This is a genomic window from Cronbergia sp. UHCC 0137, from assembly GCF_034932285.1.
Taxonomy (GTDB): domain Bacteria; phylum Cyanobacteriota; class Cyanobacteriia; order Cyanobacteriales; family Nostocaceae; genus Cronbergia.
Genome location: NZ_JAYGHC010000002.1, coordinates 92,918 through 116,705 on the forward strand (window position 1 = coordinate 92,918; position 23,788 = coordinate 116,705).

The 23,788-nt window shown below is 37.1% G+C and carries 21 protein-coding genes and 1 pseudogene; 12 read left to right on the top strand and 10 right to left on the bottom strand.

Features of this window, described 5'->3' with window-relative positions; genetic code table 11:
* Positions 1-69: 69 nt before the first annotated feature.
* Positions 70-951 (bottom strand): Tfp pilus assembly protein PilF, encoded by an 882-nt coding sequence (locus VB711_RS01190; protein WP_323283848.1) that lies wholly within the window; start codon positions 949-951, stop codon positions 70-72.
* 664 nt (positions 952-1,615) lie between these two features.
* Here VB711_RS01190 and VB711_RS01195 point away from each other — a divergent pair.
* Entirely contained in the window at positions 1,616-2,647 is a 1,032-nt protein-coding gene (locus VB711_RS01195) for a hypothetical protein (RefSeq protein ID WP_323283849.1), read from the top strand.
* Between the two features lie 4 nt (positions 2,648-2,651).
* Here the strand turns inward: VB711_RS01195 and VB711_RS01200 are convergent, their stop codons facing one another.
* The gene (locus VB711_RS01200; protein WP_323283850.1) at positions 2,652-3,821 is read right to left on the bottom strand and encodes a homocysteine biosynthesis protein; all 1,170 of its coding nucleotides are present in this window, start codon (positions 3,819-3,821) and stop codon (positions 2,652-2,654) included.
* A gap of 195 nt (positions 3,822-4,016) precedes the next feature.
* On the opposite strand from VB711_RS01200, the gene VB711_RS01205 reads away from it, so the two are divergent.
* Complete coding sequence (locus VB711_RS01205; protein ID WP_323283851.1) at positions 4,017-4,775, top strand: Uma2 family endonuclease; 759 nt, start codon at positions 4,017-4,019, stop codon at positions 4,773-4,775.
* Positions 4,776-4,898: 123 nt separating this feature from the next.
* Here the strand turns inward: VB711_RS01205 and VB711_RS01210 are convergent, their stop codons facing one another.
* Both VB711_RS01210 and VB711_RS01215 read right to left on the bottom strand, forming a co-directional pair.
* A complete protein-coding gene (locus VB711_RS01210; RefSeq protein WP_323283852.1) occupies positions 4,899-7,172 on the bottom strand; it encodes a DEAD/DEAH box helicase in 2,274 nt (757 codons plus the stop codon).
* A gap of 33 nt (positions 7,173-7,205) precedes the next feature.
* A pseudogene (locus VB711_RS01215) lies at positions 7,206-7,829 on the bottom strand (MBL fold metallo-hydrolase).
* 929 nt (positions 7,830-8,758) lie between these two features.
* Here VB711_RS01215 and VB711_RS01220 point away from each other — a divergent pair.
* A complete protein-coding gene (locus VB711_RS01220; protein WP_323283853.1) occupies positions 8,759-9,121 on the top strand; it encodes a four-helix bundle copper-binding protein in 363 nt (120 codons plus the stop codon).
* Between the two features lie 88 nt (positions 9,122-9,209).
* Here VB711_RS01220 and VB711_RS01225 read toward each other — a convergent pair whose 3' ends face one another.
* Genes VB711_RS01225 through VB711_RS01240 form a run of 4 tightly spaced genes read right to left on the bottom strand, consistent with a single transcriptional unit; the run spans position 9,210 to position 11,408 of the window.
* Positions 9,210-10,724, bottom strand: a complete 1,515-nt coding sequence (locus VB711_RS01225) for an aminotransferase class I/II-fold pyridoxal phosphate-dependent enzyme (protein ID WP_323283854.1) — start codon at positions 10,722-10,724, stop codon at positions 9,210-9,212.
* Positions 10,725-10,738: 14 nt separating this feature from the next.
* Positions 10,739-10,957: a type II toxin-antitoxin system HicA family toxin gene (locus VB711_RS01230; protein WP_323283855.1), complete on the bottom strand. Its 219-nt coding sequence runs from the start codon at positions 10,955-10,957 to the stop codon at positions 10,739-10,741.
* Entirely contained in the window at positions 10,957-11,214 is a 258-nt protein-coding gene (locus VB711_RS01235; protein ID WP_323283856.1) for a type II toxin-antitoxin system HicB family antitoxin, read from the bottom strand. The genes VB711_RS01230 and VB711_RS01235 overlap by 1 nt, the downstream gene beginning before the upstream one ends.
* A gap of 47 nt (positions 11,215-11,261) precedes the next feature.
* Positions 11,262-11,408 (bottom strand): hypothetical protein, encoded by a 147-nt coding sequence (locus VB711_RS01240; protein WP_323283857.1) that lies wholly within the window; start codon positions 11,406-11,408, stop codon positions 11,262-11,264.
* A 113-nt stretch (positions 11,409-11,521) separates the two neighbouring features.
* On the opposite strand from VB711_RS01240, the gene VB711_RS01245 reads away from it, so the two are divergent.
* Positions 11,522-12,751 (top strand): DUF262 domain-containing protein, encoded by a 1,230-nt coding sequence (locus tag VB711_RS01245; RefSeq protein WP_323283858.1) that lies wholly within the window; start codon positions 11,522-11,524, stop codon positions 12,749-12,751.
* Positions 12,752-12,901: 150 nt separating this feature from the next.
* Positions 12,902-13,882, top strand: a complete 981-nt coding sequence (locus VB711_RS01250; RefSeq protein ID WP_323283859.1) for an aldo/keto reductase — start codon at positions 12,902-12,904, stop codon at positions 13,880-13,882.
* Between the two features lie 9 nt (positions 13,883-13,891).
* Here VB711_RS01250 and cydB read toward each other — a convergent pair whose 3' ends face one another.
* Positions 13,892-14,899, bottom strand: a complete 1,008-nt coding sequence (gene cydB / locus VB711_RS01255; RefSeq protein WP_323283860.1) for a cytochrome d ubiquinol oxidase subunit II — start codon at positions 14,897-14,899, stop codon at positions 13,892-13,894.
* 51 nt (positions 14,900-14,950) lie between these two features.
* Complete coding sequence (locus tag VB711_RS01260) at positions 14,951-16,396, bottom strand: cytochrome ubiquinol oxidase subunit I (RefSeq protein WP_323283861.1); 1,446 nt, start codon at positions 16,394-16,396, stop codon at positions 14,951-14,953.
* Positions 16,397-16,617: 221 nt separating this feature from the next.
* Here VB711_RS01260 and VB711_RS01265 point away from each other — a divergent pair, with 221 nt between their 5' ends.
* From VB711_RS01265 to VB711_RS01295, 7 genes are all read left to right on the top strand, one after another.
* Positions 16,618-17,238: an alpha/beta hydrolase gene (locus VB711_RS01265; protein WP_323283915.1), complete on the top strand. Its 621-nt coding sequence runs from the start codon at positions 16,618-16,620 to the stop codon at positions 17,236-17,238.
* Between the two features lie 155 nt (positions 17,239-17,393).
* Positions 17,394-17,606, top strand: a complete 213-nt coding sequence (locus VB711_RS01270; protein ID WP_323283862.1) for a DUF2555 domain-containing protein — start codon at positions 17,394-17,396, stop codon at positions 17,604-17,606.
* Positions 17,607-17,854: 248 nt separating this feature from the next.
* Positions 17,855-18,958 (top strand): DUF262 domain-containing protein, encoded by a 1,104-nt coding sequence (locus VB711_RS01275; protein ID WP_323283863.1) that lies wholly within the window; start codon positions 17,855-17,857, stop codon positions 18,956-18,958.
* 5 nt (positions 18,959-18,963) lie between these two features.
* The gene (locus tag VB711_RS01280; protein ID WP_323283864.1) at positions 18,964-20,049 is read left to right on the top strand and encodes an AAA family ATPase; all 1,086 of its coding nucleotides are present in this window, start codon (positions 18,964-18,966) and stop codon (positions 20,047-20,049) included.
* Between the two features lies 1 nt (position 20,050).
* The gene (locus tag VB711_RS01285) at positions 20,051-20,872 is read left to right on the top strand and encodes a hypothetical protein (RefSeq protein ID WP_323283865.1); all 822 of its coding nucleotides are present in this window, start codon (positions 20,051-20,053) and stop codon (positions 20,870-20,872) included.
* A complete protein-coding gene (gene coaBC / locus VB711_RS01290) occupies positions 20,872-22,092 on the top strand; it encodes a bifunctional phosphopantothenoylcysteine decarboxylase/phosphopantothenate--cysteine ligase CoaBC (protein ID WP_323283866.1) in 1,221 nt (406 codons plus the stop codon). The genes VB711_RS01285 and coaBC overlap by 1 nt, the downstream gene beginning before the upstream one ends.
* Positions 22,093-22,467: 375 nt before the next feature.
* Positions 22,468-23,781 carry an efflux RND transporter periplasmic adaptor subunit gene (locus tag VB711_RS01295; protein WP_323283867.1) on the top strand — a complete coding sequence of 438 codons (1,314 nt, stop codon included), beginning with the start codon at positions 22,468-22,470 and terminating at the stop codon, positions 23,779-23,781.
* Positions 23,782-23,788 lie beyond the last annotated feature (7 nt).

A 23,788-nucleotide genomic window follows, 5' to 3' on the forward strand; every position in this document is an offset into this window, starting at 1 on the left:
TAAATTTTATGACTATCTTAATTCCCCTGTATCTTACTTTGGTAATGAATCTTAAACAAGTTTAGAAATTTACTGATTGGGTGTACTTTCCGGTGAAGCAGTGGGAGAAGCAGTGGGAGTTGGTAAAGCTGCGGCTTTGTTGATTTCGTCTCTATACTGAGCAGGTGCTAAGGCTGAAGCATTATCAAATAAAGGTTTTGCTTCATCAACTTGTCCTTGTTCTTTGAGTAACATTGCTTTTGCTAAAACAGGACGAAAATCTTTGGCATCTTTTTGAATTGCTCGATCATATACAGAGGCAGCTTTAGAATAGTTTTTCTGAAACCCATAAACACTGCCTAAAAGCACCTGTACAGCAACTATATCCACACTTCCTGGTTGAAGAGTATTTGCTTGGGTAGCTGTAGATAAAGTTTCTTGGAGTAGACCAATTGCCGCTTCTGGACGTTTTTCACTGAGTTGCAAATTTACCATTCCCTGTAACGCTTTTAGATCGCCTGGTTTTATTGCTAAAATTGAACGATAGGCCTGGGCTGCTCCTTCTTTATCACCAAGTTGTTGCTTGGCTTGAGCCAATAAAACTCCGTAATCTGATTGTTCTGGATTTATTTGAACTAATTTTTCTAGAGGTTCAATCACCGCTTGAATATCTGCTGGCTTAACTTCACCTCTGGGCTTTTGGCTGAGTATTTGTAATCGTGCTTGTAATAAACCTTTAAGTGCTGTTTGATTATCTGGTTCTCTTTGTAAAACTAATTCATAACCGCGAACTTCATCTTCTAGTTTTAAGCTTTGGTTAGAAGGGGGTTGATTTTTGTCAGCATTGGTTTGGGCTGGAGATGGGGAATTATTCAAAGCTCCAAGGATGGGGATTAGAGAAACCCCAACAAAAGCCACAACAGCCAGAACTAAAATAACCTGAACTATCCAGCGATCGCGCGTTTTTGACACAATAACTTATCCTTCTGCTAAACTACTAATAAATTCTAGAGTAAGACTATACATTTAATTTTTATTCATGATTTACCCATGGAGTTAATTTTTACATAAATGCCTCCAAGCTAAAAATTTCTAAAACTTTGCGGAATACTGTCTTTTTCTTCAGAATTTTATAATGTAAATGCCGTAAATTATTGATGGACAGTTAGAGCAGCTAAATTATTCCCAGTTTTAGCCGTGGGTATATATAGCTTACTTACTGTTCTCTTAGGTGAGGTTGGTAGCAATTTAGGATTTATATAGCAGTCAAAACAAATAACTATCTACACTGTTAAAGTATAGCAGTTCGCAGGTAAACAAAAACATAGATCAATGCTAAAACTCAGCTACAGAGAGAGTTTTAAACCTATTTTATGTTTTATGTTCCCTGCTATAAGTGATGACTTTAGGAAGATCCGTCAAAATTTTAGTTATGCTATGCTTCCGAAACTAGAGTAAAGGCGTTAAATGGCACATTTACTGTATTAAATGCTAAATTTCGCGCCTTTATGTTGGCACGGGGCTCTTTAAATGGCTAGATTAAAGGAAATATACTTTGATCAGTCAGACAAACGCTCTTTCCATTTACCTTTGTTAAGTCCCACAATGGGATGTGTCTCCGCCGCAAGGAGTTTTTATGAATTCCGACCTGATGCCGTCTTCTGAATCGACCATTTCTACTGCTTCTAACGAAAGTCCGACTAAAATTGACACAGCCACTAATGTTAATACAGTAGCAGCCGAGTCTCTTAAAAGTGACAATTTACCAGTTAACCCTAGTGAGAGTGACTCTAATGGCCATGTAGTCAATCGTCAGCAACCGATTCCGCCCCCAAGTGAACCAATGCAGTATCGAGCAATTGGTTTAGTTCGGGGTTGCTATCATGCTAGTAGCGAACAGTTTACCCAAGGTTCCCTAATTACTCCTGATGGAGTAGAACTCAATGCCGTCCTCTTGGGTCGGATTATGAGTTTGGTCAAGAATCATTTAGATTTAGAAAAAGAACATTTGTGGGTAGTTTATCCGCGTACACGCCAAGAAAATGACTCTTTGCATATCCAAATTGTTGGGGTTTGGGAACCGGAAAATCTGGCTAAACATCTAACTGAGGAGGATAACGGAGATTCGGATTATCTAGAGTTTGAGACATCCGATTATGCTTTAGGGGATAAAGTCCCTGTCAAAGAAAAAATTACCGACACCCCGATTCCTTCCTCAGAACTTCCTGATGGAAATTTTTCTGTACGTGGGGAAGTAGTTTACCAGTCTTTTGAGACTAAAAGTTTGGTGGTGAAAATTAAGCAAGCTCCACGAAAACCAACTGATAAGCCAAAATATTTTAAGTTGAAATTGCGGGGTGTGCTGACAACTAAGGCTGTGGGCAAGTTCTGGGATTTTAAAGTTAAGCGAGATGCTGATGCGTTGGTTGTGGAAAATGCCGAAGCGATCGCTGATTTGCCCAAAAAACGCAGACCGCCATTCAATGGTGGTGGTGGACCCCGTGCTGGTGGTGGTGGTGGTAGAAGACCATTCCCCCCCAGAAAGCCTGGAGAAGCCCCACGTCCTCCAGTTAAAAAGGTAGCTGGTGAACCTTTGGTGGTATCTAAACCTGTACCAAAAGCACCCCTTCCTAAACCTGTTAAGCGGGCAAAACCACCGGAAGGGTAGCCCTTTAAAAATCAGTCCATCGGTCTTGGGGTAAAAAAGAACGTTCCATTGGGATCGAGGCAACTGGTTCTGTGAGGGTAAATGTACCTGCTTCAATCCATTGTTTTAGTTCTTGGGCTACTTGTCTGGAACGCAACATACTGGCTAGTGGAGCTACTCGTACCGCTTTACCCTCAATGGTGATCCGTCCTGATTTGAGTTGGGCGTAACTGACTAAACCAAAGGTGGGACGGACTCTCCGGGGAATGGAAAAGTCTACTATTGGGGCTACTAGGTCTTGATCTTGTACGGCGCAGTGTTTAATTACTGTCTCATTCAATACAGGAAGTGGAACACCTACGCCGAGCATGAGGGAAGGCCCGTAACTTTTGAAGTAACAACCCCGCACCCAACGAGCATCCATTTGTTTGGCATCACCAATTAAAGCTAATGTTGCTGCTGGACCAATGGGTGTACCATTAGGTAATCGTTTTTGTAGGGGGAAGTGTTGTGTGCCTTCCCAAGCTACATAACCAATGCCACCTCCTAGAAAAATGCGGGTACCAATGCCGATAAGTTGTAAATTAGGGTCGTTGAGTAGGGGAGAAATCGCTCCTGGATTGGAATAAACGGCGTTTCCTACCCGTGGTTGTAAGGGTCCAAGATAGGTATGAAGAGAGCGATCGCCCCCGTTAACTCCGACTATAAAATTTTGATAAAGATTTCGTGGATTAAATAAATAAAACTGATTGATGGTGTCACGGGTAACTGTGGTTTCAAAGGTGGCTCTGGGGTAACAATCGGTAACTTGTCCTAATGCTCTAACTTGTACTGGTTTATCGGCTATCAAGTCTTCAATTACATGGCCACCTCCACGTTCTCTTAGTTCTTCTCCGTCTATGACTTCAGCGGGACAACTAGCACCTAAGTATAAATCCACTGCACCAAAGCCTGAGTAAGCTGGTACGCCATCTAACCAGCAACGACGAATTTTAATTGGTGGGTCGGTATGTCCCAGATTAAGTATTGCACCACTTGATTCCATTGGTTCAAAGGTGCCGGTGGTAATTACGTCAACTTGTTTAGCTGCTTTTGTAATCCCGATTTGGGCGACTTTTGCTTTTAGTTCTTCGACTGTCCATACTACTGCACTTTGTCGGCTGATTTTTTCATTAATTTCGGCTATTGTTCGCATTTTTTTAAAATATTTTTGATAATTAATTTTTTGCGTATTGTAACTTTAATTCAGGACTATAGCGATTATTCGTTTTCTACTAAATTTGACAAATAAATGTATAAGTTATTGGGGATGCCTACGGCGAGAGCAGCTATCGCCTGGTAGAATTAGGAGAGGAGTATCAAGTTCATAAAGTTAGGGTTAAAAAGGAATATGTATCAAAAAAATCCACCTTTATCACCGAAAGATACGATGCCGACAATGTATGATTTACCTAGTGAGTTAATAGGGGAATCAGGTTTGCCAGACGAATTTCATTGTATACAAGCTGATTTATTGACAGAAACTTGTCAACCAGCCAATTATAAATCCAAAGAAATACTACTTGCCAGTGATCTAAACCTTTATTATGATCCTCTACATCCTGGCTGGTATAAACGTCCTGATTGGTATATGGTATTGGGAGTTGCTAATACTAACCAGCAGCAAGATTTACGGTTAAGTTATGTAGTTTGGCAAGAAGGAATTGCTCCATTTTTAGTAGTAGAGTTACTTTCACCAGGAACAGAACAAGAAGACTTAGGACAAACTCTAAGGGAAGTCAATAAACCCCCAACTAAATGGGAGGTATATCAAAACATTTTGCGTGTTCCCTATTATGTGATATATGACCGTTATGAAAATAACTTCCGTGCCTTTAAAATTAATGGTACTCGTTATCAAGCAGTAGCTTTGCCAGATAACCGTTTTTGGTTACAAGAAATAGAAATGGGTTTAGGTTTATGGCAGGGAAGTTATCAAAATACAGAGGGTTTATGGTTACGTTGGTATAATGCTGATGGCTGGTTGCCAACTTTGACAGAAAAAGCAGAAAATGAGCGTCAACAGGCAGAAAAGGAGCGTCAACGGGCAGATAAATTAGCGGAATATTTGCGATCGCTTGGTGTAGATCCTGATACTATAATTAATTAGTTCATAAAGTCTTAGCACAATTGATTTGTAGGAAAATTTGGAGTTACTATTCAAGGAATTATAGAAGAGATTATGGAATAAATGTTGGGTTTCCTTGCGTCAACCCAACCTACTTGCTAACGATTAAAGATTTTGCTCATTTTCTTCTGTGAAATCATCATTAGCATCTTCAGATGGTGTCACTCCTTTAAGAGTAAAAGTAAAGGTATTCCCTTGTGCAATTACTTCCTTTACTTCTTCATAGAAAGGATAATCACCAATACCGCTAATCTCAACCCAACCACGAGAGCGAGTTAAAGCGACAAATAATTGATTTCGTAATTTTGTATCGCTTTCATTTTTAGCAATGTTATCTAACCCAACTAGATAAACCATATCTGCTTCATTTCCCTTAGTCCGATCAATTCTAGAAATGGTTATACCACCATCAAACCAGAATAAATCACGGTTATTCTGAGGCCATTGAGGATTAATATCATTTAATCTTAATGCACTAGGAATGTAAATATCAATTCCATAATTTATTAAAAACTTAGAAACAGACTCTTCTAAGTTATTACCATCATAATACGGTGGAGTCGTATAACCTAATGCAATAATTAAAATGTTTTTGCTAGGTTGTAACTGGTCATTTTGTAAATTATGTTTAATTTTTTCTAATAATGCTAAAAATTCATCTTGTCGAGAATTGTACGTTTCAAAGTTAAGAACTGGATGATCAGAAATACTAGGAACAGGATTAGGTGAATTTTCTGGAAGTCTAGTAATAGTTATTGGAGCATTACTGCTGAACTTACCTTCTAATACTTCAAAACCAATAGATTGTAAATCTTCTTTCCTCATACGTTCAGGTTTTAAGATTCCTTGTTTTCTTAATAAACCAGTACCAAGAGCAAAAGCAGCAGTTAAAATAGCTCCAGGAGTACGGTAACAACGTTCCATATCATGAGCTTTACGAATACCCCCTGGATAAATAGTACCACCAATACCACCTAAAATACTACTAAGTTCTTTACCGAATACTTGTTTTGCTTTTGGAGCAACTGCTCCTGTAGAATGTATAGTTTGTGCTTCATCGTAAGCCCAAATCAGGCGTTTTTGCTGAGGTTGATCCTCACTAACAGATTTTAATGATTGATATGCTAACCAATAAATTGGCTGCTTATCCTCACCATTCTCTGCTGTAAATTTCAAATCATCTTCAGTCATTAAATCCTGTCCTTCATCAATAACTAAAGCATCAAAAATAGGTTTAAAATTTGGCTTTCTTTTTAATAAATCTCGACAACCATAAGCTAATCCCCGATTAGGAATTTTTTCTCCTGTATTACCTGGATTTAATTTTCTTGTCCCTGTAAGTTTACAAATTTCACCATATAAACCATCTCTATCTTTTGCACCCCAAGCATGAAGAACTCTTAAATTGGAATTAGGTAAATTCTGATATTTAATTTCTCCATTTGTAAAATGCTCTATCCATGCCTCAAATAATTTTTCAATTTGGTCGTATAAACTACGAGTAAAGAAGACAAAAGCTATCTTCCATTCAGGATGTTTCAGGTGCATAATCACTGCTTTCTGACTAAAAAGAACAGTTTTTCCTGAACCAGCAATTCCTCTTACTCGTTGTGGACCCGGTGGAATAGTTTTACCAATATATTCCTGTTTAATATCCCATTCATACATCAGCTTTTGTGCTTCTGCTAATATATTGTAACGACTTTGATTATCAGCAGATTCGATTTTTTCCAAAGACTTACGCAGAATAGACGTTCCACTTATAACACTTAAAAGAGATTTGTATTGACTATCATTTAATGATTGACCTGTAACAGTAATTTGAGCTTTTTCTATACGGTTTCTCAAGCCAACTTCACCAAGTTGATTATTAAAGATAAATGGTAAACCTTCTTCTGTTCCTGACAATCCTTTTTGTTGCCATTCTTCTGTACTAATATTTGGGAAGGCAATTAAAGTACGTCCAATTATTTTTTGTTGAATATCTGATTCTGGATTTTTAATAGGTTCTTGATCACAATATTGACGCAATACTTGAATATATTTGGAAATATTGTCTAGAGAATAATTAGTTTGGAAAACATTATCTGAAAACTGAATCTGATTATGATTAACTGATGTAATCTGTTCAATTTTTGCCGGACAAACTTCTATGACTATTATGCCCCACTGTTGATCAACGATAAGTATATCTGGTTCTTTGCGGCGATCGCCAACTTGCAGAAAAAGAGGATAACGCCAATACCCGATACTAGACTCACGACTAGAAAATGCTGGTCTGATTGCATCCCAAACTCTTTGATAACTAGCTTGATGGTGAGGTGAAATGGCTTCTGTGGTAATAAAGCGAGGTAAACCCTGTCTTCCTTTTGTAGTCATTTGATTTGTGGCTATTGTATAGTATGAGTAAGATTATTTCAAGGTGAGCAGTAGTTCCTGTAATCTTTTTTGTCCATCCCGAAATACAGGCCAACCATCCCCAACTAATACTGCTTCTACCTGTTTTAATTCTGCCAAGGTGCGGACGGAAGCGATCGCTTGGCTGGGATTTAGTAGTTTATCGTTTGGTAAGATGGTTAAGGTGCCGGCTTTGTGCGATGCCTGCGGTGAGCGTAGCTATCGCACTAAATCCCCAGTGATCAAGGTGGTTTCTTCTAACAATAGCGCCAATTCACCGGGAGTTTTAGAACCATTGAGGGCGATCGCTTTTAACCCTGGTACTAATTCATCACCGTCACCTAAGTAGCGATCGCACGATATCGGAAAGGATTCTTTTTCTCCTATTGGTCCGGCAATTTTTGCATAGGTTTGATCAGCAATTTCCTTTGCAGACCTAAGATGATCTGAGTTGGTTAAAACAATCCAAAACACACCACCCAGGGATTCCAGATGATTCCAATCATGGTTGGATAAGGCTACAGGGTCAATCAAGATATTTCCTTCTGGACGAATCCACGCAAACCCGTTAAAGTCAATATTTCTTGCGGGATTGAAGCAAGACCAGCTATATAGATCGGAACGATGCAAGGATTTCATGAGCTTTTTTGAATGATTACTGACAAACACTCTGTATTCATCATTGCATATTTGCTCAAAATATTAAATGGGAACAGGAAGAGAGTTTTGGGCGATTTTACTTTTCTTCACATACCTTTAATTTTTTCTGTTCATCTACTTACCTTGGCGATTGCTATACTAAACACGGCTGGGGAATGAATTTTTAGAAGATTACAAAATATCCAAATTATTAATCTTTTCTAATTATTAACAACATGAATTAGCTAAATTACAAATATCTGTCCTTGGAGGGATGATTGTTTTGAAGTTGACAGGTTGTTCGCTTGGTGTGAAAAGATTGATTTATTTTCATTTATTTCTATTGGTTGAAGGTTTAGGAGGAATAGATTAATTTGCTATCTTGCCAAAATAACTGATGGCTTTTTTCCAGAAAAGGAAAGACTAAAAAGAGGTGGTCAGGATAATTTGGTTAGGCTTTCAGTAGGAATTGAATATTATTTATATTACAGGTAAATTTAGAGCATGGTTTGGGTTAAAATCAACCTAAGGATAGATGCAGTAAAGATTATCGACAAAAATAAACATTGATTATTCATGGCTGAATAGAGATGACAAACAGCAAGATTGGCATTTTTATTTTAAGGGATAGTAATATTAAAATTAAGCACGTAATTATTTTTCCTATCAAAAAAAGTCTAAATTACTACTAAATATTTAAATCATCTTTAAGAGCAAAATAATATAACTCTTGCATGACAAGACTTTCTCAAGAAAATAAATTTAAATGATATGGAATTTTAAATCAATTACGATATTTGTATCGGAATAATCAACTTATAAAATTTGGACTTAACACCCTGTTGACGCTTTGAAAAGTTGCACTTAATGTTGAATCTAGTCCAGCCACAAACCCTATATACACATCAAAAAATCAGGAGTATTTGATTATGATGATGATGATGACTGAATCTATAACTACCGATATGCAAACTTCCATGAATCTTTGCATGGAATGTCAGAAAAAGTGCATGGAAACCATGACTTACTGCATGAGTAAAGGTGGTAAGTACATGGATACAACCATGATGTCCATGTTGCGCGATTGTGCAGAAATGTGTATGATGTGTATGAACATGATGATGGGTGGTTCAGAATTTACTGAACGCACTTGTATGCTTTGTGCGGAAATGTGCGATCGCTGTGCTGCTGCTTGTGGGAAAATGAAAGATGATAGCAAAATCATGGAATGCGCTGCTGCTTGTCGCAAATGTGCTGAAGCTTGTCGTTCTATGCAAATGACACCTGCTTAATTTTTTCACTTAAAAGTAAGGGTTTAGCAGTGCTAAACCCCTACAAGTCGGGGTTTTTCGTAATTTTGTAAAATACGCAAAATATCTCTCAAAACCTCATTTCTCTGTGAACTCTGTGCCTCTGTGGTTTGTTTTTCAGTGACTTGTTTACAACTTTTAAAGTCAGCAAGTTAGTATCAGCACAACCGGAAATAAATCCACCCATTGCTTGAATTTGTCGCAGATATTCTAAAGCGGATTTTGTAATTACTTCTCCCGGCATTAAAACGGGGATTCCTGGAGGATAGGGACAAACTATTTCTGCACAGATACGGTTAGTTGTTTCTGCTAAAGGTACTATTTCACTAGCCGCAAAAAAAGCTTCACGGGGAGAGATAGACATAACATGAGCAATTATATCATCGTTTCTATATTTACATATTTTGTACTGATTTGTCAATAGGGATATTTGAACGAGATTTTTTAAGGCTGCGACTAATGCGTTAATATCTCTTTGAATATTGCCCAAACTAATGATAAATGTGAGATTTTGCAGTGAAGAAAATTCAGCCGTTACGCCAAATTTTTGGTTGAGAATTTCTTCAGCAGCAAATCCAGTAATACCTAAATTGGCAACGTTGACAGTTAACCGAGTTTTATCTAAAGCAACAAAGCCAGGTGAACCTAATTTAGCCGCGAGGGGAATAGATAATTGATGAATTTGGCTAATTTTGGTGCTTGCTTCTTCTGCAAAAGCCAAAGTTTGAGACATGAGAGTTTTTCCCTGCATTGCCATTTGTTGACGTGCGGCATCTAAAGAAGCTAAAAGGATGAAACTGGGACTGGTTGATTGTGTAAGTTGGAGAGATTTATTGACTCTATCAATGTCGATTCTTTCGCCTTGGACGTGCAGCATAGAGGCTTGGGTCATGGCGCTGAGGGTTTTGTGAATAGACTGCACCGTTAAATCTGCACCTGCGGCCAAAGCTGAAGTGGGTAATTGGGGATGAAAAGCAAAGTGTGCGCCATGTGCTTCATCTACGAGTAAGGGGATATTATATTGATGGGTAAGCAGAGCGATCGCTCTCAAATCTCCACAAACACCGTAATATGTAGGATAGACTATCAGCACTGCTTTTGCGTCAGGATGTTTTTCTAATGTTGCTTTCAATGCTTGGGGTGTAATACTGTGAGCAATATCTAAATCTTCGTCATATTCAGGATAAATAAAAATCGGTATTGCACCAGAAAGAATTAACCCAGCGATAACCGAAGAATGGACATTTCGTGGGAGAATAATTTTATCCCCCATTCCGCAAGTTGCGAGAATTGCAGCTTCAATTCCACAGGTAGAACCATTTACTAAAAACCATGTTTGTTTAGCACCAAAAGCTGCTGCTGCGAGTTCTTGTGCAGCTAAAATTGCGCTTTCTGGTGTGAAGAGATTATCTAATTCTGCTAATTCTGTTAAATCAGCACGGAAGACTTCTTGACCCAATAAATCCGTTAAAATCGGCGAAATTCCCAAACCACGCTTGTGTCCTGGGGTGTAAAACGGTGCGTGAGGACGTGCTATACAGGCTTCTAAGGCATCTATCAGGGGTGTTTGGTTTTGATTGAGCATTTCCAAATTTGAATTTATAAAGTTTCCCAATCTTCCTTACTAATACTAGCTTGACGCAATATCTTACTCAATAAACTAGAACTGATATCCCCTTGATGAGGATTAGGAATTGTTAATTTAAATTCACCTTTTACCATATATTGATGCTTACCACCTGAATAGGGACCTTCAAAACCTAAATATTTGAAGTAACGAATCAAATCGCGTCGATTAATTGCACCAAACGACGGCATTATGGAACCTCTTGATTAAAAAAATTAAGGTTAATTCCATCAAGTATTGGTAGAGTATGACCCAAACGCAAACCTAAAATAATCCATCCTTCCAGAGCATCTTGCAATTCCTCACGACAGATTTCTAATGTATCACCATTTGCCCATACACCTTTACATTCAGGAATTTCAGCATAAAAGATTCCATCTTCTAACAATTCATAATTTGCTTTGTGCATTGCTGTATGAATATAGTTTGTTAGTAGCTTCAATTTCATAAATATAACCAACAATCTTCAATACTTTTCGATTACTAATTGTAACCTTAATTATCTAAATTACTCACTAAATTCGTTAAAATCCGTGAAATTCCCAAACCACGCTTGTGTCCAGGGGTGTAAAACGGTGCCTGTGGACGTGATACACAGGCTTTTAAGGCATCTATAAGGGGTGTTTGGTTTTGATTGGGCATTTTGGGAGAAATCAAGAATTTAGAGTTTCAGGTAAAAATTGAGCAAGCATGGAATATAATTAACTAATAAGCTATATTTTATCCAAATTCAAATTTTTATGCAGACTAAAATTATGCCTGACAAAGAAATAGAATTTTTCGAGGAAGAAGAAGATCAAGAAATTGAGTATGAGTTTCAGAGTAAGTTAATTCCTGAATTAAAGCAAATATCAGAAATTGTTGTTTCTGGTAGTGACTGGACAACAGAGACAATCTTGAATCAACTTGTTCGTGAAAATATACAACTAACTCCAAGATTTCAAAGACGAGACGCTTGGGATATTACTCGGAAAAGTAGGTTTATAGAATCACTAATACTTGGATTCCCAGTACCACAAATAGTATTAGCTGGTAATCAACAAGAAAAAAATAAATTTATTGTACTTGATGGGAAGCAGCGATTGTTAACTATTCTCCAATTTTATGGTAGAAGTGATGAGACTAAAACTCCAAACAATGCTTTTGCTTTAAAGAATCTAGAATTTAGACGCGATTTAATTGGTAAAAAATATGAAGATTTTCAAAATGATGTCTTTTTGAGTTCAGAGCTTAATAGTCTAGATAACCAAACTATTCGTACAATATTAATTCGGAATTGGCCTAGCGAGAATTTACTCTATAAAATTTTTCTGCGGCTGAATGTACAAAGCACTCCATTATCTCCTCAAGAGCTAAGACAAGCATTATATCCAGGTGATTTTATCAATTTCTTAGATGATAAATCAGTAGAAAGTGCGGCTCTGAAAAAGATATTCAAATCATCAACTCCTGATTCTCGGATGCGTGATGTTGAATTACTATTACGTTATATAGGATTTCATTATTTTTTATCTGATTATCGAGGAAATTTAAAATTATTCCTTGACACAACTTGCCAATATTTCAATGAAAACTGGAAAAAAAGACACGATGATATTAAAAATTTAGTTAACCAATTTGAGGAAGCAGTGCAAACAACTATGAGTATATTCGGAGAAAAAAAATTTTCTCGGATTTGGTCTAATGATTCTAATAAATATCAAAGCCAATTCAATCGAGCAGTTTTAGATGTGATGGTTTTTTACTTTTCAGATGAAACTATAAGATCATCTGCTGTAGAGCATAAACAAGAAGTTGAAGATGCTTTTAAAAAATTATGTTCATCAAACAATTTTAGAGAAGCGGTTGAACGCAGAACACAGAATATTCCTGAAGTTTGCAATCGTCTGAGATTATGGGGTGAAAGTCTACGAACAGTTTTAAAATTAGACATTAATTTACCTGAACTAGTTGATAATCGTATTACTTTCAACGGTTTGTGGTAGGTTATTATCTAAATATGCCAAAATCTGCTAGATTTCGTACTTTAAACTTTTCTCCTGACTCCTGACTCCTGACTCCTGCTGTATCGACTCCCAAATCACCACAAACATCGTAATATATAAAATATACTCATAAATCTATATTCAGTAACTATGGAAACTAACCAAAAACTTTCCCTTCCAACTATGGGGTGCGGAACTTGGGCATGGGGAAATCAACTGCTTTGGGGATACAATCAAAGTATGGACGAGCAGTTGCAAGGCGTATTTAACCTTTGTGTCAGTAATGGCGTTACCCTATTCGATACTGGAGACTCTTACGGAACGGGGAAATTAAACGGACGCAGTGAAACCCTGTTAGGAAAATTTTCTAGTGAATATCAGGGAGTAAATCAAGAAAATATTTGCATTGCTACCAAACTGGCCGCGTATCCTTGGAGGTGGACAAAAAAATCAATGTTTTCTGCTGGTCTTGCTTCTGCTAAACGCTTGGGGAGAAATATAGATTTGGTGCAAATGCACTGGTCTACAGCTAATTATGCACCTTGGCAAGAAGTAGGTTTATTAGATGGTTTAGCAGAACTTTATCAACAAGGGTTAGTCAAAGGAGTAGGATTATCTAATTACGGGACGAAACGGCTGCAATGGGTACATAAAAGATTTCAATCACAAGGTATACCAATTACAACTTTACAGGTGCAATACTCCCTTTTATCAACCTATCCGGTGACGGAATTGGGGTTAAAAGATGTATGCGATGATTTAGGAATAAAACTAATTGCCTATAGTCCTTTGGCTTTGGGTTTATTAACAGGTAAATTTTCAGAAAACGGTACTTTTCCTAAAGGTGTACGGGGTTTATTATTTAGACAAATTCTGCCAGGAATAACAGGGATTTTGGGATGTTTGCGGGAAGTAGCAAATACTAGAAATAAAACAATGTCTCAAGTTGCAATTAACTGGTGTATCTGTAAAGGGACAATTCCCATTCCTGGGGCAAAAAATTCAGCACAAGCAACGGAAAATATTGGGGCTTTGGGTTGGCAATTAAGTGATGCTGAATTGACAGAATTAGATCAAGCTGCTGCCAAGAGTGATAAAAAAATGGTGCAAAATATTTTCCAGACTAGATAATCTGAATATTCAATATTCTCCACCAGAAACTTTACCCCGGAAGACAATATATTGATATAAATTGTAAAACAACATGACAGGAATCAGAAACCCGATAAAAATGATCATGATTACCAGTGAACTAGGGTCAGCAGATGCTTGATAAATGGTTATTTCTCTGGGAATGATGTAAGGAAAAACTATTAACCCTAACCCTAAAAATGTCACTACAAACAATAGAATAGTCCAAACAAAAGGTGTGCGTTCTTCTTTGCGATTTAAACTATTTACAATTTGCCAAATTAGCCACACTCCTAAAATGGGAATTACTGCAAAAACAAAAATTAAAGGTTGCTGAAATAAACGTTCTCTCGCACCTTCATAAATGATTGGTGTGGTAATTGTAATTAAAATTGCGCCAATTAAAGTTGTGAAAGCGGCGATTTTGGCAGTTTTATAGTGAGTCTCTTGCAATTCTCCTGTGGTTTTCCAGACTAAATAAGTTGAACCAATTAAAACATATCCTTGTATTAAGGTTAATGCTACTAATATGGATGGTAAACTTAACCAGTCCCAAGTAGTACCAATAAAATGTCCATTGTCATCCACGTTAATGCCTTTTAATACTGCACCTAACGCAAATCCTTGACCAAGTGCAGCCGCAAAACTTCCCGCACCAAAGGCTAAATTCCAAAAGAATTTACGATTGGATAGTTCACGAAATTCAAAAGCTACACCGCGAAAGATAAAGCCGAACACCATTGTTAAAATTGGAATATATAAAGCGGTTAAAATTGTGCCGTAGGCGAGAGGAAATGCCCCAAATAAACCCCCAGCCATTAATACTAACCATGTTTCGTTAGCGTCCCAAATATTACTAAGACTGGTCATTAAAATACCTCGACGTTCTTCGTCTGAAGAGGTGAGTGATAATATTCCTACTCCTAAATCAAACCCGTCTAGCATGACGTAAAGGAAGAGAAATAAGGCTAAAATTACAAACCAAACTTGGGGGAGAAAATATTTTAGTGTTTCCATGATTTAAATTTAGTTCACGCAGAGACGCAGAGGCGCAGAGAGGAGGGAGTTTTATTGTTGGGCTTCTACTGGTCTTTCGTCGGGAATAAATTCTCCTGGTGTGGTATCTACTGCGGGTTGGGTGGTTTCTATTCCGGGAATTGGTAAATCTAAGTTGGGTCCTTGACGGATAATGCGACTACCAAAATATAAAACGGCGATGAATAATAGTGTGTAGACTATAATAAAGCTAGTGAGTGAAACTAAGACATTGGTTGCAGGTAAATTGGAAGCTGCGTCAACGGTGCGGATTTGTTTGTAGAGTGTCCAAGGTTGTCTACCTACACAACGAACTATCCAACCTGAGTCCACGGCAATGTATCCTAGAGGTGCAGAGAAGACCCAAGCTATCATTAACCAACGTTGTTGGGTGATATTTTCGGCTGAAAGTTTACCCCGTAACCATTGCAGGGTACTGACTAACATTAATGCTGCTAAAAAAAGAGCGATCGCTATCATCGTCCGAAAGGCATAATATATTAAACCGACCATCTTCGGCCTATCTTCCGGTTTCCACTCTTTTAAACCCCGCAATGGTTCAGAAAGATTCTGTTTAAACTCTAAAATGTAACCCAAAGCGTTGGGAACTGTGATTTCCCAATCGTTTTTTTCGGCTTTTTCGTTGGGTATTGCTAATAAACTCCAATCAGCAGGTTTACCCGCAGGTGATGATTCCCATTGTGCTTCCATTGCGGCCAGTTTAGTCGGTTGATAATGATAAACTTGTTCACCGCTTAAATGACCAATATATATTTGCAGTGGTGCAACAATAATAGTTGCTGCTAAAGCTATTTTTAATGACCGCGAAAAAAAAGCAGCATTTCGTCTTTGGAGAATATACCAAGCACTTATTCCTCCAATGACAAACAAAGAAGTTTCCAGTGTTGCAAAAAACATATGCAGTACACTGTTGACCATAAAAGGATTTAAAATTGCCTGAAAGTAATCATTAACCACAAATTTACCATTTACTAATTCTCCACCTGCGGGGGTTTGCATCCAAGAATTAGCTGTTAAAATCCATAATGTAGAAAGGTTAGCCCCAACTGCTACTAAAATTGTCGAAAGATAATGAATCGTTGGGTTTACACGTTCCCAACCAAATAACATAATTCCTAAAAATGCAGCTTCTAGCATAAATGCCCAAGAAGCTTCAAAGCCAATTACACTACCAAAAAAATTACCTACTGCTTCGGAAAATGGAGCCCAATTTGTGCCAAACTGAAATTCCATTGGTATCCCCGTTCCTACACCAATTCCAAAATTTAAAACATAAAATTTAGACCAAAAACGGGCATGGAGATAATAGTCTGGATTCTGAGTTCTCAGCCACATTCCTTCGATTATGACTAAATAAATACCCATTCCTGTTGTTAAAACAGGCCATAACATATGAAATAATGCAGTGAAGGCGAATTGTATCCTTGATAGCACAACGGAATCGGATAAAAACTCCATTCATTTTCTCCATTATCTAACCTCACCTTTAGGATAAACCGTTAGATATGGATGCAAGTCCACCTATTTTTTACATCTATCTATAGAACTATAGATAATTACTAACATCGTTAGCACGTTGATGAAAATTCACTACAAGTAATCAGATAAAGCTCAAATTGCATCACTCTGGAGTATAATTAAGGACAAAAGATTAAATTACATATTTTAGGAGTAAACTTCTGTCTTTACAATTTATTTCCGTTCCTCCCTCCACCTCTCAACCCCCGTCAGGTTTAATTGTTACTTTACATGGTTGGGGTGCTAATGCTGAGGATGTAGCATCTTTGTTACCTTATGTCAATCTACCTAATTATGAATTTTTGCTTCCCAATGCGCCCTATCCTTATCCCTATTCTGTTACAGGTAGGGCTTGGTATGACCTGCGGGGAGAAAGTATGTATGAGGGATTACTAGAAAGTCGGCAAATGCTAATAGATTGGTTACTATCTTTAGAAGATGTGACTGGTGTGCCTTTATCACGCACCATTTTAAGCGGTTTCTCTCAAGGTGGAGCAATGACTTTAGATGTAGGATTAAACTTACCCTTAGCTGGCTTGGTGGTAATGAGTGGGTATTTGCATCCTAGTGTAGAATCCCTGAACCAAAAAAGTTTTCCCCCGTCCTTAATTATGCACGGCAGACAAGATCAAGTTGTTCCTTTACAAGCTGCTATCAAGGCACGAGCGACAACAAAAGCCCTGGGAGTGAACGTGGAATACCATGAGTTTGATATGGGGCATGAAATTAGTTTACCCATGTTAGAGGTGCTAAGAACTTTTGTTCTCAAAACGATTGGTTAAACACAGTTACCAATTATTTACAAATTTGGCTGAAAATCTGCAAAAAATTTACAAAATAGATGCCCACTAATGAGTATTATAGATTGGGTGGGTGCGATCACCGTAACTCCACCAAAGGCTGAATGCAAACGCTGCAAAAGGGAGGGGCAAGCACTATGACAACTCTAAGCATTTCCAAAAAAGAAATTGCTGCCATGAAAGCAGCAGAGGTAGAAGAGTTAGCTACACGTCTAGAATTGGACAATTATAGCAATGCTTTTGAGGGTTTAAATGATTGGCATCTACTTCGAGCAATTGCGTTTCAGCGTCCTGAGTTGGTTGAACCCTATATTCATCTTTTGGATTTAGAACCCTACGACGAAGCCTAAATATTTTAGGTAAAAACTCACGACTCGCTCAGGGTTTAGCCATGCTAAATCCTGATTTGGCTTGTATAATTTAATTTAGATGCGTTTTGCCTCGATAGCCAACTTAATAAGATCTTCACTACTAAGTGAGATTACTGTTCATAAGTCGTTGGAAATTCTATTCAATCAACGCCCAGATAATTTGTTTAGTATTATGATTTAATGATATCTAATTCTGCCTAAGTAAATCTTTAGGAGCATTTGTCATAATGGAAATAAATAAACTTAATAATCAAGATGATGATCTTAACTTTCAACAAGAAGATGATGATGAAAATTTAGAACCCTTTGATCCAACACAGATTAGGGTTAAAACTAAACCTATGACAATGGATCTCTTACTTAAAAGAATTGAATATGATGAAATTGATTTAGCTCCTGACTTTCAACGCCAATCTGATATTTGGACACCTAAAGCTAAAAGTCGCTTGATTGAATCTCTTTTAATTCGGATTCCACTTCCGGCATTTTATATAGATGCTACTGATGATGATAAATGGATAATTATAGATGGTTTACAAAGAATCAGCACATTCAAAAGTTTTATTCTAGATAAAACTCTTAAATTAACTGGATTACAATTTCTAACAGATTTAGAAAAAAATAAATATGATGATTTACCTCGTCATTATCAAAGACGAATAGATGAAACAGAATTAACAGTTTATTTAATTGAACCTGGAACTCCCTCAGAAGTAAAATATAATATTTTTCAAAGAATTAACACCGGAGGATTGCCTCTTAATCCTCAAGAACTTCGTCAAGCAATGAACCCCGGACAAGCAATAAAAATTCTTAAAGAATTTGCTAATTTACCAGAATTTGATAGAGTAACAAATTTAAGTAAAAGGAAAAAACAACGTATGGATGACCATGAATTTATACTCGGTTTTATGGCTTTTACCTTAAATAATTATGGAGATTATCCAATACGAAAAGGGCGTAATTATTTCTTACATGAAGCCATGAAACAATTAAATAAAATAGACTCTAATTTGATAAAGAAAATAAAAAATAATTTTATTATAGGAATGAAAGCAGCCTATAATATTTTTGAAGATTCTGCTTTTCGGAAAGCTGAAAAATCACCCGTTAATAAATCTCTTTTTGAAGCATGGTCAGTTACTTTAAGTCAATTAAATTCTCAAGAAATTGAAAAATTAATTAATAACAAAGAACTTTTGAAAGAGAAATTTAGCCAAAAAATGGAAGATGATATTGATTTTCTTAAATCCGTATCTCAAGCTGCTAGTAAAGTTCAATATCGGTTTGAACAAATTGATCAAATAGTTCAAGAGGTTTTATCATGCTAAGTTCTTTGACTTTAAAAAATTTCAAACCATTTGAAAATCAGTCTTTTTTCTTAAAACCATTAACTCTACTTTCTGGATTAAATAGCACTGGTAAATCTTCTTTACTGCAATCTCTTTTACTATTACGTCAATCCTCCCAACAGGATTTATTAGATAGGGTAGGTTTAGCACTAAATGGTGATTTAGTCTCTATAGGTACAGCCCAAGATGCTCTATTTAAGAGAGCAAAAGAAGATTCAATGACTTTGGAAATTGGAATGAATAATAATGTTAAAGGTACTTGGGTTTTTGATTTTGATCGTGAATCAGATATAATGCAAATCTCTTCATTATCAATCGCTGATGCAGAAATTTACAATTCAAGTCTTTTTACAGATAAATTCCATTACTTAAAAGCAGAGAGAATAGCACCTAGAAATTATTTCCAAATGTCTGATTTTCAAGTCAGACAACATCAACAGATTGGAAGTCAAGGAGAATTTACTGCTCATTTCTTATCTATAAATGAATATGCAAAAATTCCACATAGTCAACTATCACATCCATCAGCACAGTCCGATATTTTAAAAAGTCAAGTTGAAGCGTGGTTAGGAGAAATTAGTCCTGGAACAAGAGTTGATATAGAATTACATTCAGCAATGGATGTAGTAAATTTACAGTATTCCTATGAAGATAATAATTCTTATCGTTCAACTAATGTAGGTTTTGGAATTACCTATATTTTACCGATTATTGTAGCCATATTGTCTGCTACTTCAGATACATTGATTTTGTTAGAAAACCCTGAAGCTCATCTTCATCCTAGAGGACAATCTAAGATGGGAGAATTAATTGCATTAGCCGCAAGTTGTGGTATTCAAATAATATTAGAAACCCATAGCGATCATGTTCTCAATGGTATTCGTAAAGCAGTAAGACATAATAAACTTGAAGCTGATAAAGTACAAATTAACTACTTTGAAAGATATTTAAAAAAAGGACAACCAACCACAGAAATTATTACTCCTCGAATCTATCAAAGCGGGGGAATTGATAGATGGCCAGATGGATTTTTTGATCAAGCTGAACAAGATTTAATGGAGTTACTATAAAATGCAGTTTTTAATTAATGAGCTTTCTTTTATTGGACAAGCTGTAAATAAATACGAAGCAGATGAATTAATGAATAATCTCCTTGAGATTATTTATGAGATAAAGGATATTAAAAATGATGTTCCAATCCTAACCCATAGTAGTTTTACTTATCAGAAACTATGTTTAAATTTAACACTACAGGAATGGTTTTTTAGCCAAATCAAAGAGCAGAAATCAAAAATACAAACAGACGAAGAAACAAAGAAACAAAGAAAACTGCAATCTTTACTTCAGCTTTTAAGTAAAGGACCTTATATAGATACAGATTATAAATATTTAATAGATGATTGTCAATGTTTTTATCAACAAAAAGATGTTTCATCAAGTTCATTAGCTGGTGCTGCTAAACTTCCAGGAATATTAATTAGTTTAAAAAATAGTCCTGATTTTGTTCAAGAAAATATCGAAGTTGAATTTGAAGAAGGTATAAATTCCACAGAAACTCGAATAATCAATAATTTAACTGAAATTAAACACGCTAGGAAAATATGTCCTCGTTATAAGATTTCTTCTAATAAACATGATCTTAAGGGTCATTGGGAAAGAGGTACTCCTATGGATTTAACAGATGTAGAAGAAGCTCAAAAAATTTTAAATAGTTCTATATGTAGCAGTAATAATAATAGTGAAAAACGTTATGGATATCACAAGGAAAGTGTTAAATTCTATGTATTTCATTCAGATAACACTTTTGATGAACAAGGTTATCCAACTTATCATGGATTTCCCATTTCTGAAAATCAAGTCCCTAAAGAAGTATTAAATAAAATAAAGAGATAATGCCATCATCTGTAAATCCCCAAACAAAAAAAGTTCTCATTGCTATAGGTGGTGGTATTGCTGCTTATAAAGTCTGTGAGTTGGTTTCTACTCTGTTTAAGTCTGGGGTAGAGGTGCGGGTTATTCTCACTCGTTCTGCCGAAAAGTTTATCACACCTCTAACTTTAGCCACCCTATCTCGTCATCGCGCTTATACTGATGATGACTTTTGGCAACCTATTTATTCACGTCCTTTACATATTGAGTTGGGTGAATGGGCTGATTTGCTGGTTATTGCTCCTTTGACAGCTAATACTTTGGCTAAGTTAGCCTATGGAATGGGAGATAACTTACTAACAAATACTGTGCTTGCTTCTACCTGTCCCGTATTGTTAGCGCCGGCAATGAATACGGATATGTGGGAACAGGTAGCGGTACAAAGAAATTGGCGGCAATTATTGACAGATTGCAGATTTTATGGTATGGAAACGGGTTCGGGGTTGTTGGCGTGCGATCGCATTGGTCATGGTAGAATGGCAGAACCTCCAGAAATATTTGTTTATATTCAATCTTTATTACATACTCAAGGGAAAAGAGATTTAGCGGGGAAGCAAGTTTTAATTAGTGCAGGGGGAACGCGAGAATATTTAGACCCCGTGCGGTTTATTGGCAATCCCTCAACTGGTAAAATGGGTTTAGCATTGGCACAAGCGGCTTTACACAGAGGAGCAAAGGTGACTTTGGTGCATTGTCCAGCAAGTTGGGATGTACCTTTGGGTGTGGAAGGGATTGGGGTAATAAGTGCAGCAGATATGCAGCAAGTAATGTTAAAATATTTAGCCAATGCAGATATAATTGTTATGTCCGCAGCGGTGGCCGATGTTAAGCCTAGAGATTATAGTAACGAGAAATTACCCAAGCGATCGCTCCCGGAAAATCTTCCTCTCACACCAGTACCGGATATAGTTGCTGAACTGGGAAAACGCAAACAACCCCATCAATATTTAATTGGTTTTGCCGCACAAACAGGTGATATTATTACTCCAGCAAAAGAAAAATTGCAACGGAAGAAATTAGATGCAATTGTCGCTAACCCTATTGATAAACCTGATAGTGGTTTTGGTAGTGATAATAATCAAGCGGTGTTCTTAGATATATCAGGAAGAGAGATAGAAATTCCAGCTTGTTCTAAGTTGGAAATGGCGCATTATCTGTTCGATTTGATTGCAGAATCAAACTAACCTGTGTCAGTCTTTTTAATTTCAGGGGTTGCTGATTAAGAGTATGATTTTTCTCACGCAGAGGCGCAGAGGCGCGGAGAGTAAGAGTTTGAAGGTTTTTGTGGGCTTTTCAGAGTGAAGATAGATATTGATCCAATGTCAAGTTTATATTATACCAAACTAGATGAACTTACTCTGTGTGTTAACTAACATATCCTCTTAGGGCTGTCAACTCTCATATCATTAACCTTTGGACAGATTGTAAAAGATTGTAAATCCTGTATATTGGGATTGGATAACACATAATTTGATCCAATACGTCATCCCAAATAAGTAATTTTAATATATCTACCGTTAGAGATTTAAGTTTTTGTTCTTTTAATTACCCTACCATTTATGTCATCACCTGAGCATCAAACTGACTTTGAAGACAACATACCCAAGCCACCCTATGAGTCACAACGAAAATCCAAACCAGGTTGGCGATTATTAATCGGTGTATTGCTATTGATAGGAGGTGGAGCAGCTATAACCTGGCATTTGTTGACTCCTCAATCTTCACCACCAACAGCTAATGCCCAACCCCCAGAGGTGAAAGTTAAGCTATCGACAGTACAAACTGGAACTATTGAAGACAGTACCGAATATATAGCTACTCTAGAATCTAGGCGCTCAGTTAATCTCCAACCCAGAGTTGAGGGTCAAGTTACCCAAATCTTTGTTAGGTCGGGAGATGCTGTTACATCTGGCACGGCAATTATACAAATAGATGCTAGACAACAACAAGCTGCTGTTAATAGTTTATCTGCCGCTGGTCAGGGTGCTAAGGCACAATTAGAGAATGTCCGCGCGACGCTCAAATCCTTAGAAGCTGAACGGTTGGCTAAAGTTGCCAATACGCGCTTAAATCAACAAGAGTACGATCGCTATTCGGAATTAGCTGCCCAGGGTGCTGTATCTATTCAAACGAAAGATATATATGCTAACAGGTTAGCAACTTCTAAAGCTGAACTCAGTACCGTTGATTCCCGCATTCAAGCCCAACGAGCCACCATATCCCAGGCAGAAAAATCTTTAGAAGAGGCTAATGCCAATATTCGACAACAACAAGTCCAACTACAATTTTACAAAATTACTGCTCCTTTCACTGGCACAGTTGGCGATATTCCGGTAAAAGTGGGCGATTTTGTTAATAGTGCGACTCAGTTAGCTACCATCACTCAAAATCAACCGTTAGAGGTGAAAATCTCTGTGCCACTAGAACGTGGTTCCCAATTGCGTGAAGGACTACCTGTAGAACTGATGGACGCACAAGGTAAAATTTTGGGTAATAGTAGGGTATTTTTTATCTCGCCCAATATCAGCAATAATTCCCAATCTATACTGATTAAAGCACTCTATGACAATTCCGCAGGTCAGTTGCGAGCAGATCAATTAATTCGCGCTAGGGTGATTTGGGATCAGCGTCCCGGAGTTTTAATTCCTACCACAGCCGTATCTCGCATAGCTGGAGAAAATTTCGTTTTTGTTGCTCAAACTCAAAAGTCTCCTCAAGGTGATTCTAAACTAATGGCGCGACAAAAGCCTGTTAAGTTAGGCACGATTAAGGGCAATGATTACCAAGTTTTAGAGGGTCTACAACCGAACGAGAAACTGGTGGTTTCGGGGATTCTCAATCTCCGAGATGGTGTACCTATTGTTGCTGAGTGATTGTATA

Coding starts and splice junctions, on each gene's coding strand:
- VB711_RS01205 (WP_323283851.1), top strand. CDS start 4,017: ATGTATCAAAAAAATCCACCTTTATCACCGAAAGATACGATGCCGACA.
- VB711_RS01260 (WP_323283861.1), bottom strand. CDS start 16,396: ATGGAGTTTTTATCCGATTCCGTTGTGCTATCAAGGATACAATTCGCC.
- VB711_RS01225 (WP_323283854.1), bottom strand. CDS start 10,724: ATGCTCAATCAAAACCAAACACCCCTGATAGATGCCTTAGAAGCCTGT.
- coaBC (WP_323283866.1), top strand. CDS start 20,872: ATGCCATCATCTGTAAATCCCCAAACAAAAAAAGTTCTCATTGCTATA.
- VB711_RS01245 (WP_323283858.1), top strand. CDS start 11,522: ATGCCTGACAAAGAAATAGAATTTTTCGAGGAAGAAGAAGATCAAGAA.
- VB711_RS01285 (WP_323283865.1), top strand. CDS start 20,051: ATGCAGTTTTTAATTAATGAGCTTTCTTTTATTGGACAAGCTGTAAAT.
- cydB (WP_323283860.1), bottom strand. CDS start 14,899: ATGGAAACACTAAAATATTTTCTCCCCCAAGTTTGGTTTGTAATTTTA.
- VB711_RS01250 (WP_323283859.1), top strand. CDS start 12,902: ATGGAAACTAACCAAAAACTTTCCCTTCCAACTATGGGGTGCGGAACT.
- VB711_RS01210 (WP_323283852.1), bottom strand. CDS start 7,172: ATGACTACAAAAGGAAGACAGGGTTTACCTCGCTTTATTACCACAGAA.
- VB711_RS01220 (WP_323283853.1), top strand. CDS start 8,759: ATGATGATGATGATGACTGAATCTATAACTACCGATATGCAAACTTCC.
- VB711_RS01230 (WP_323283855.1), bottom strand. CDS start 10,957: ATGCCGTCGTTTGGTGCAATTAATCGACGCGATTTGATTCGTTACTTC.
- VB711_RS01235 (WP_323283856.1), bottom strand. CDS start 11,214: ATGAAATTGAAGCTACTAACAAACTATATTCATACAGCAATGCACAAA.
- VB711_RS01270 (WP_323283862.1), top strand. CDS start 17,394: ATGACAACTCTAAGCATTTCCAAAAAAGAAATTGCTGCCATGAAAGCA.
- VB711_RS01200 (WP_323283850.1), bottom strand. CDS start 3,821: ATGCGAACAATAGCCGAAATTAATGAAAAAATCAGCCGACAAAGTGCA.
- VB711_RS01275 (WP_323283863.1), top strand. CDS start 17,855: ATGGAAATAAATAAACTTAATAATCAAGATGATGATCTTAACTTTCAA.
- VB711_RS01195 (WP_323283849.1), top strand. CDS start 1,616: ATGAATTCCGACCTGATGCCGTCTTCTGAATCGACCATTTCTACTGCT.
- VB711_RS01295 (WP_323283867.1), top strand. CDS start 22,468: ATGTCATCACCTGAGCATCAAACTGACTTTGAAGACAACATACCCAAG.
- VB711_RS01240 (WP_323283857.1), bottom strand. CDS start 11,408: ATGCCCAATCAAAACCAAACACCCCTTATAGATGCCTTAAAAGCCTGT.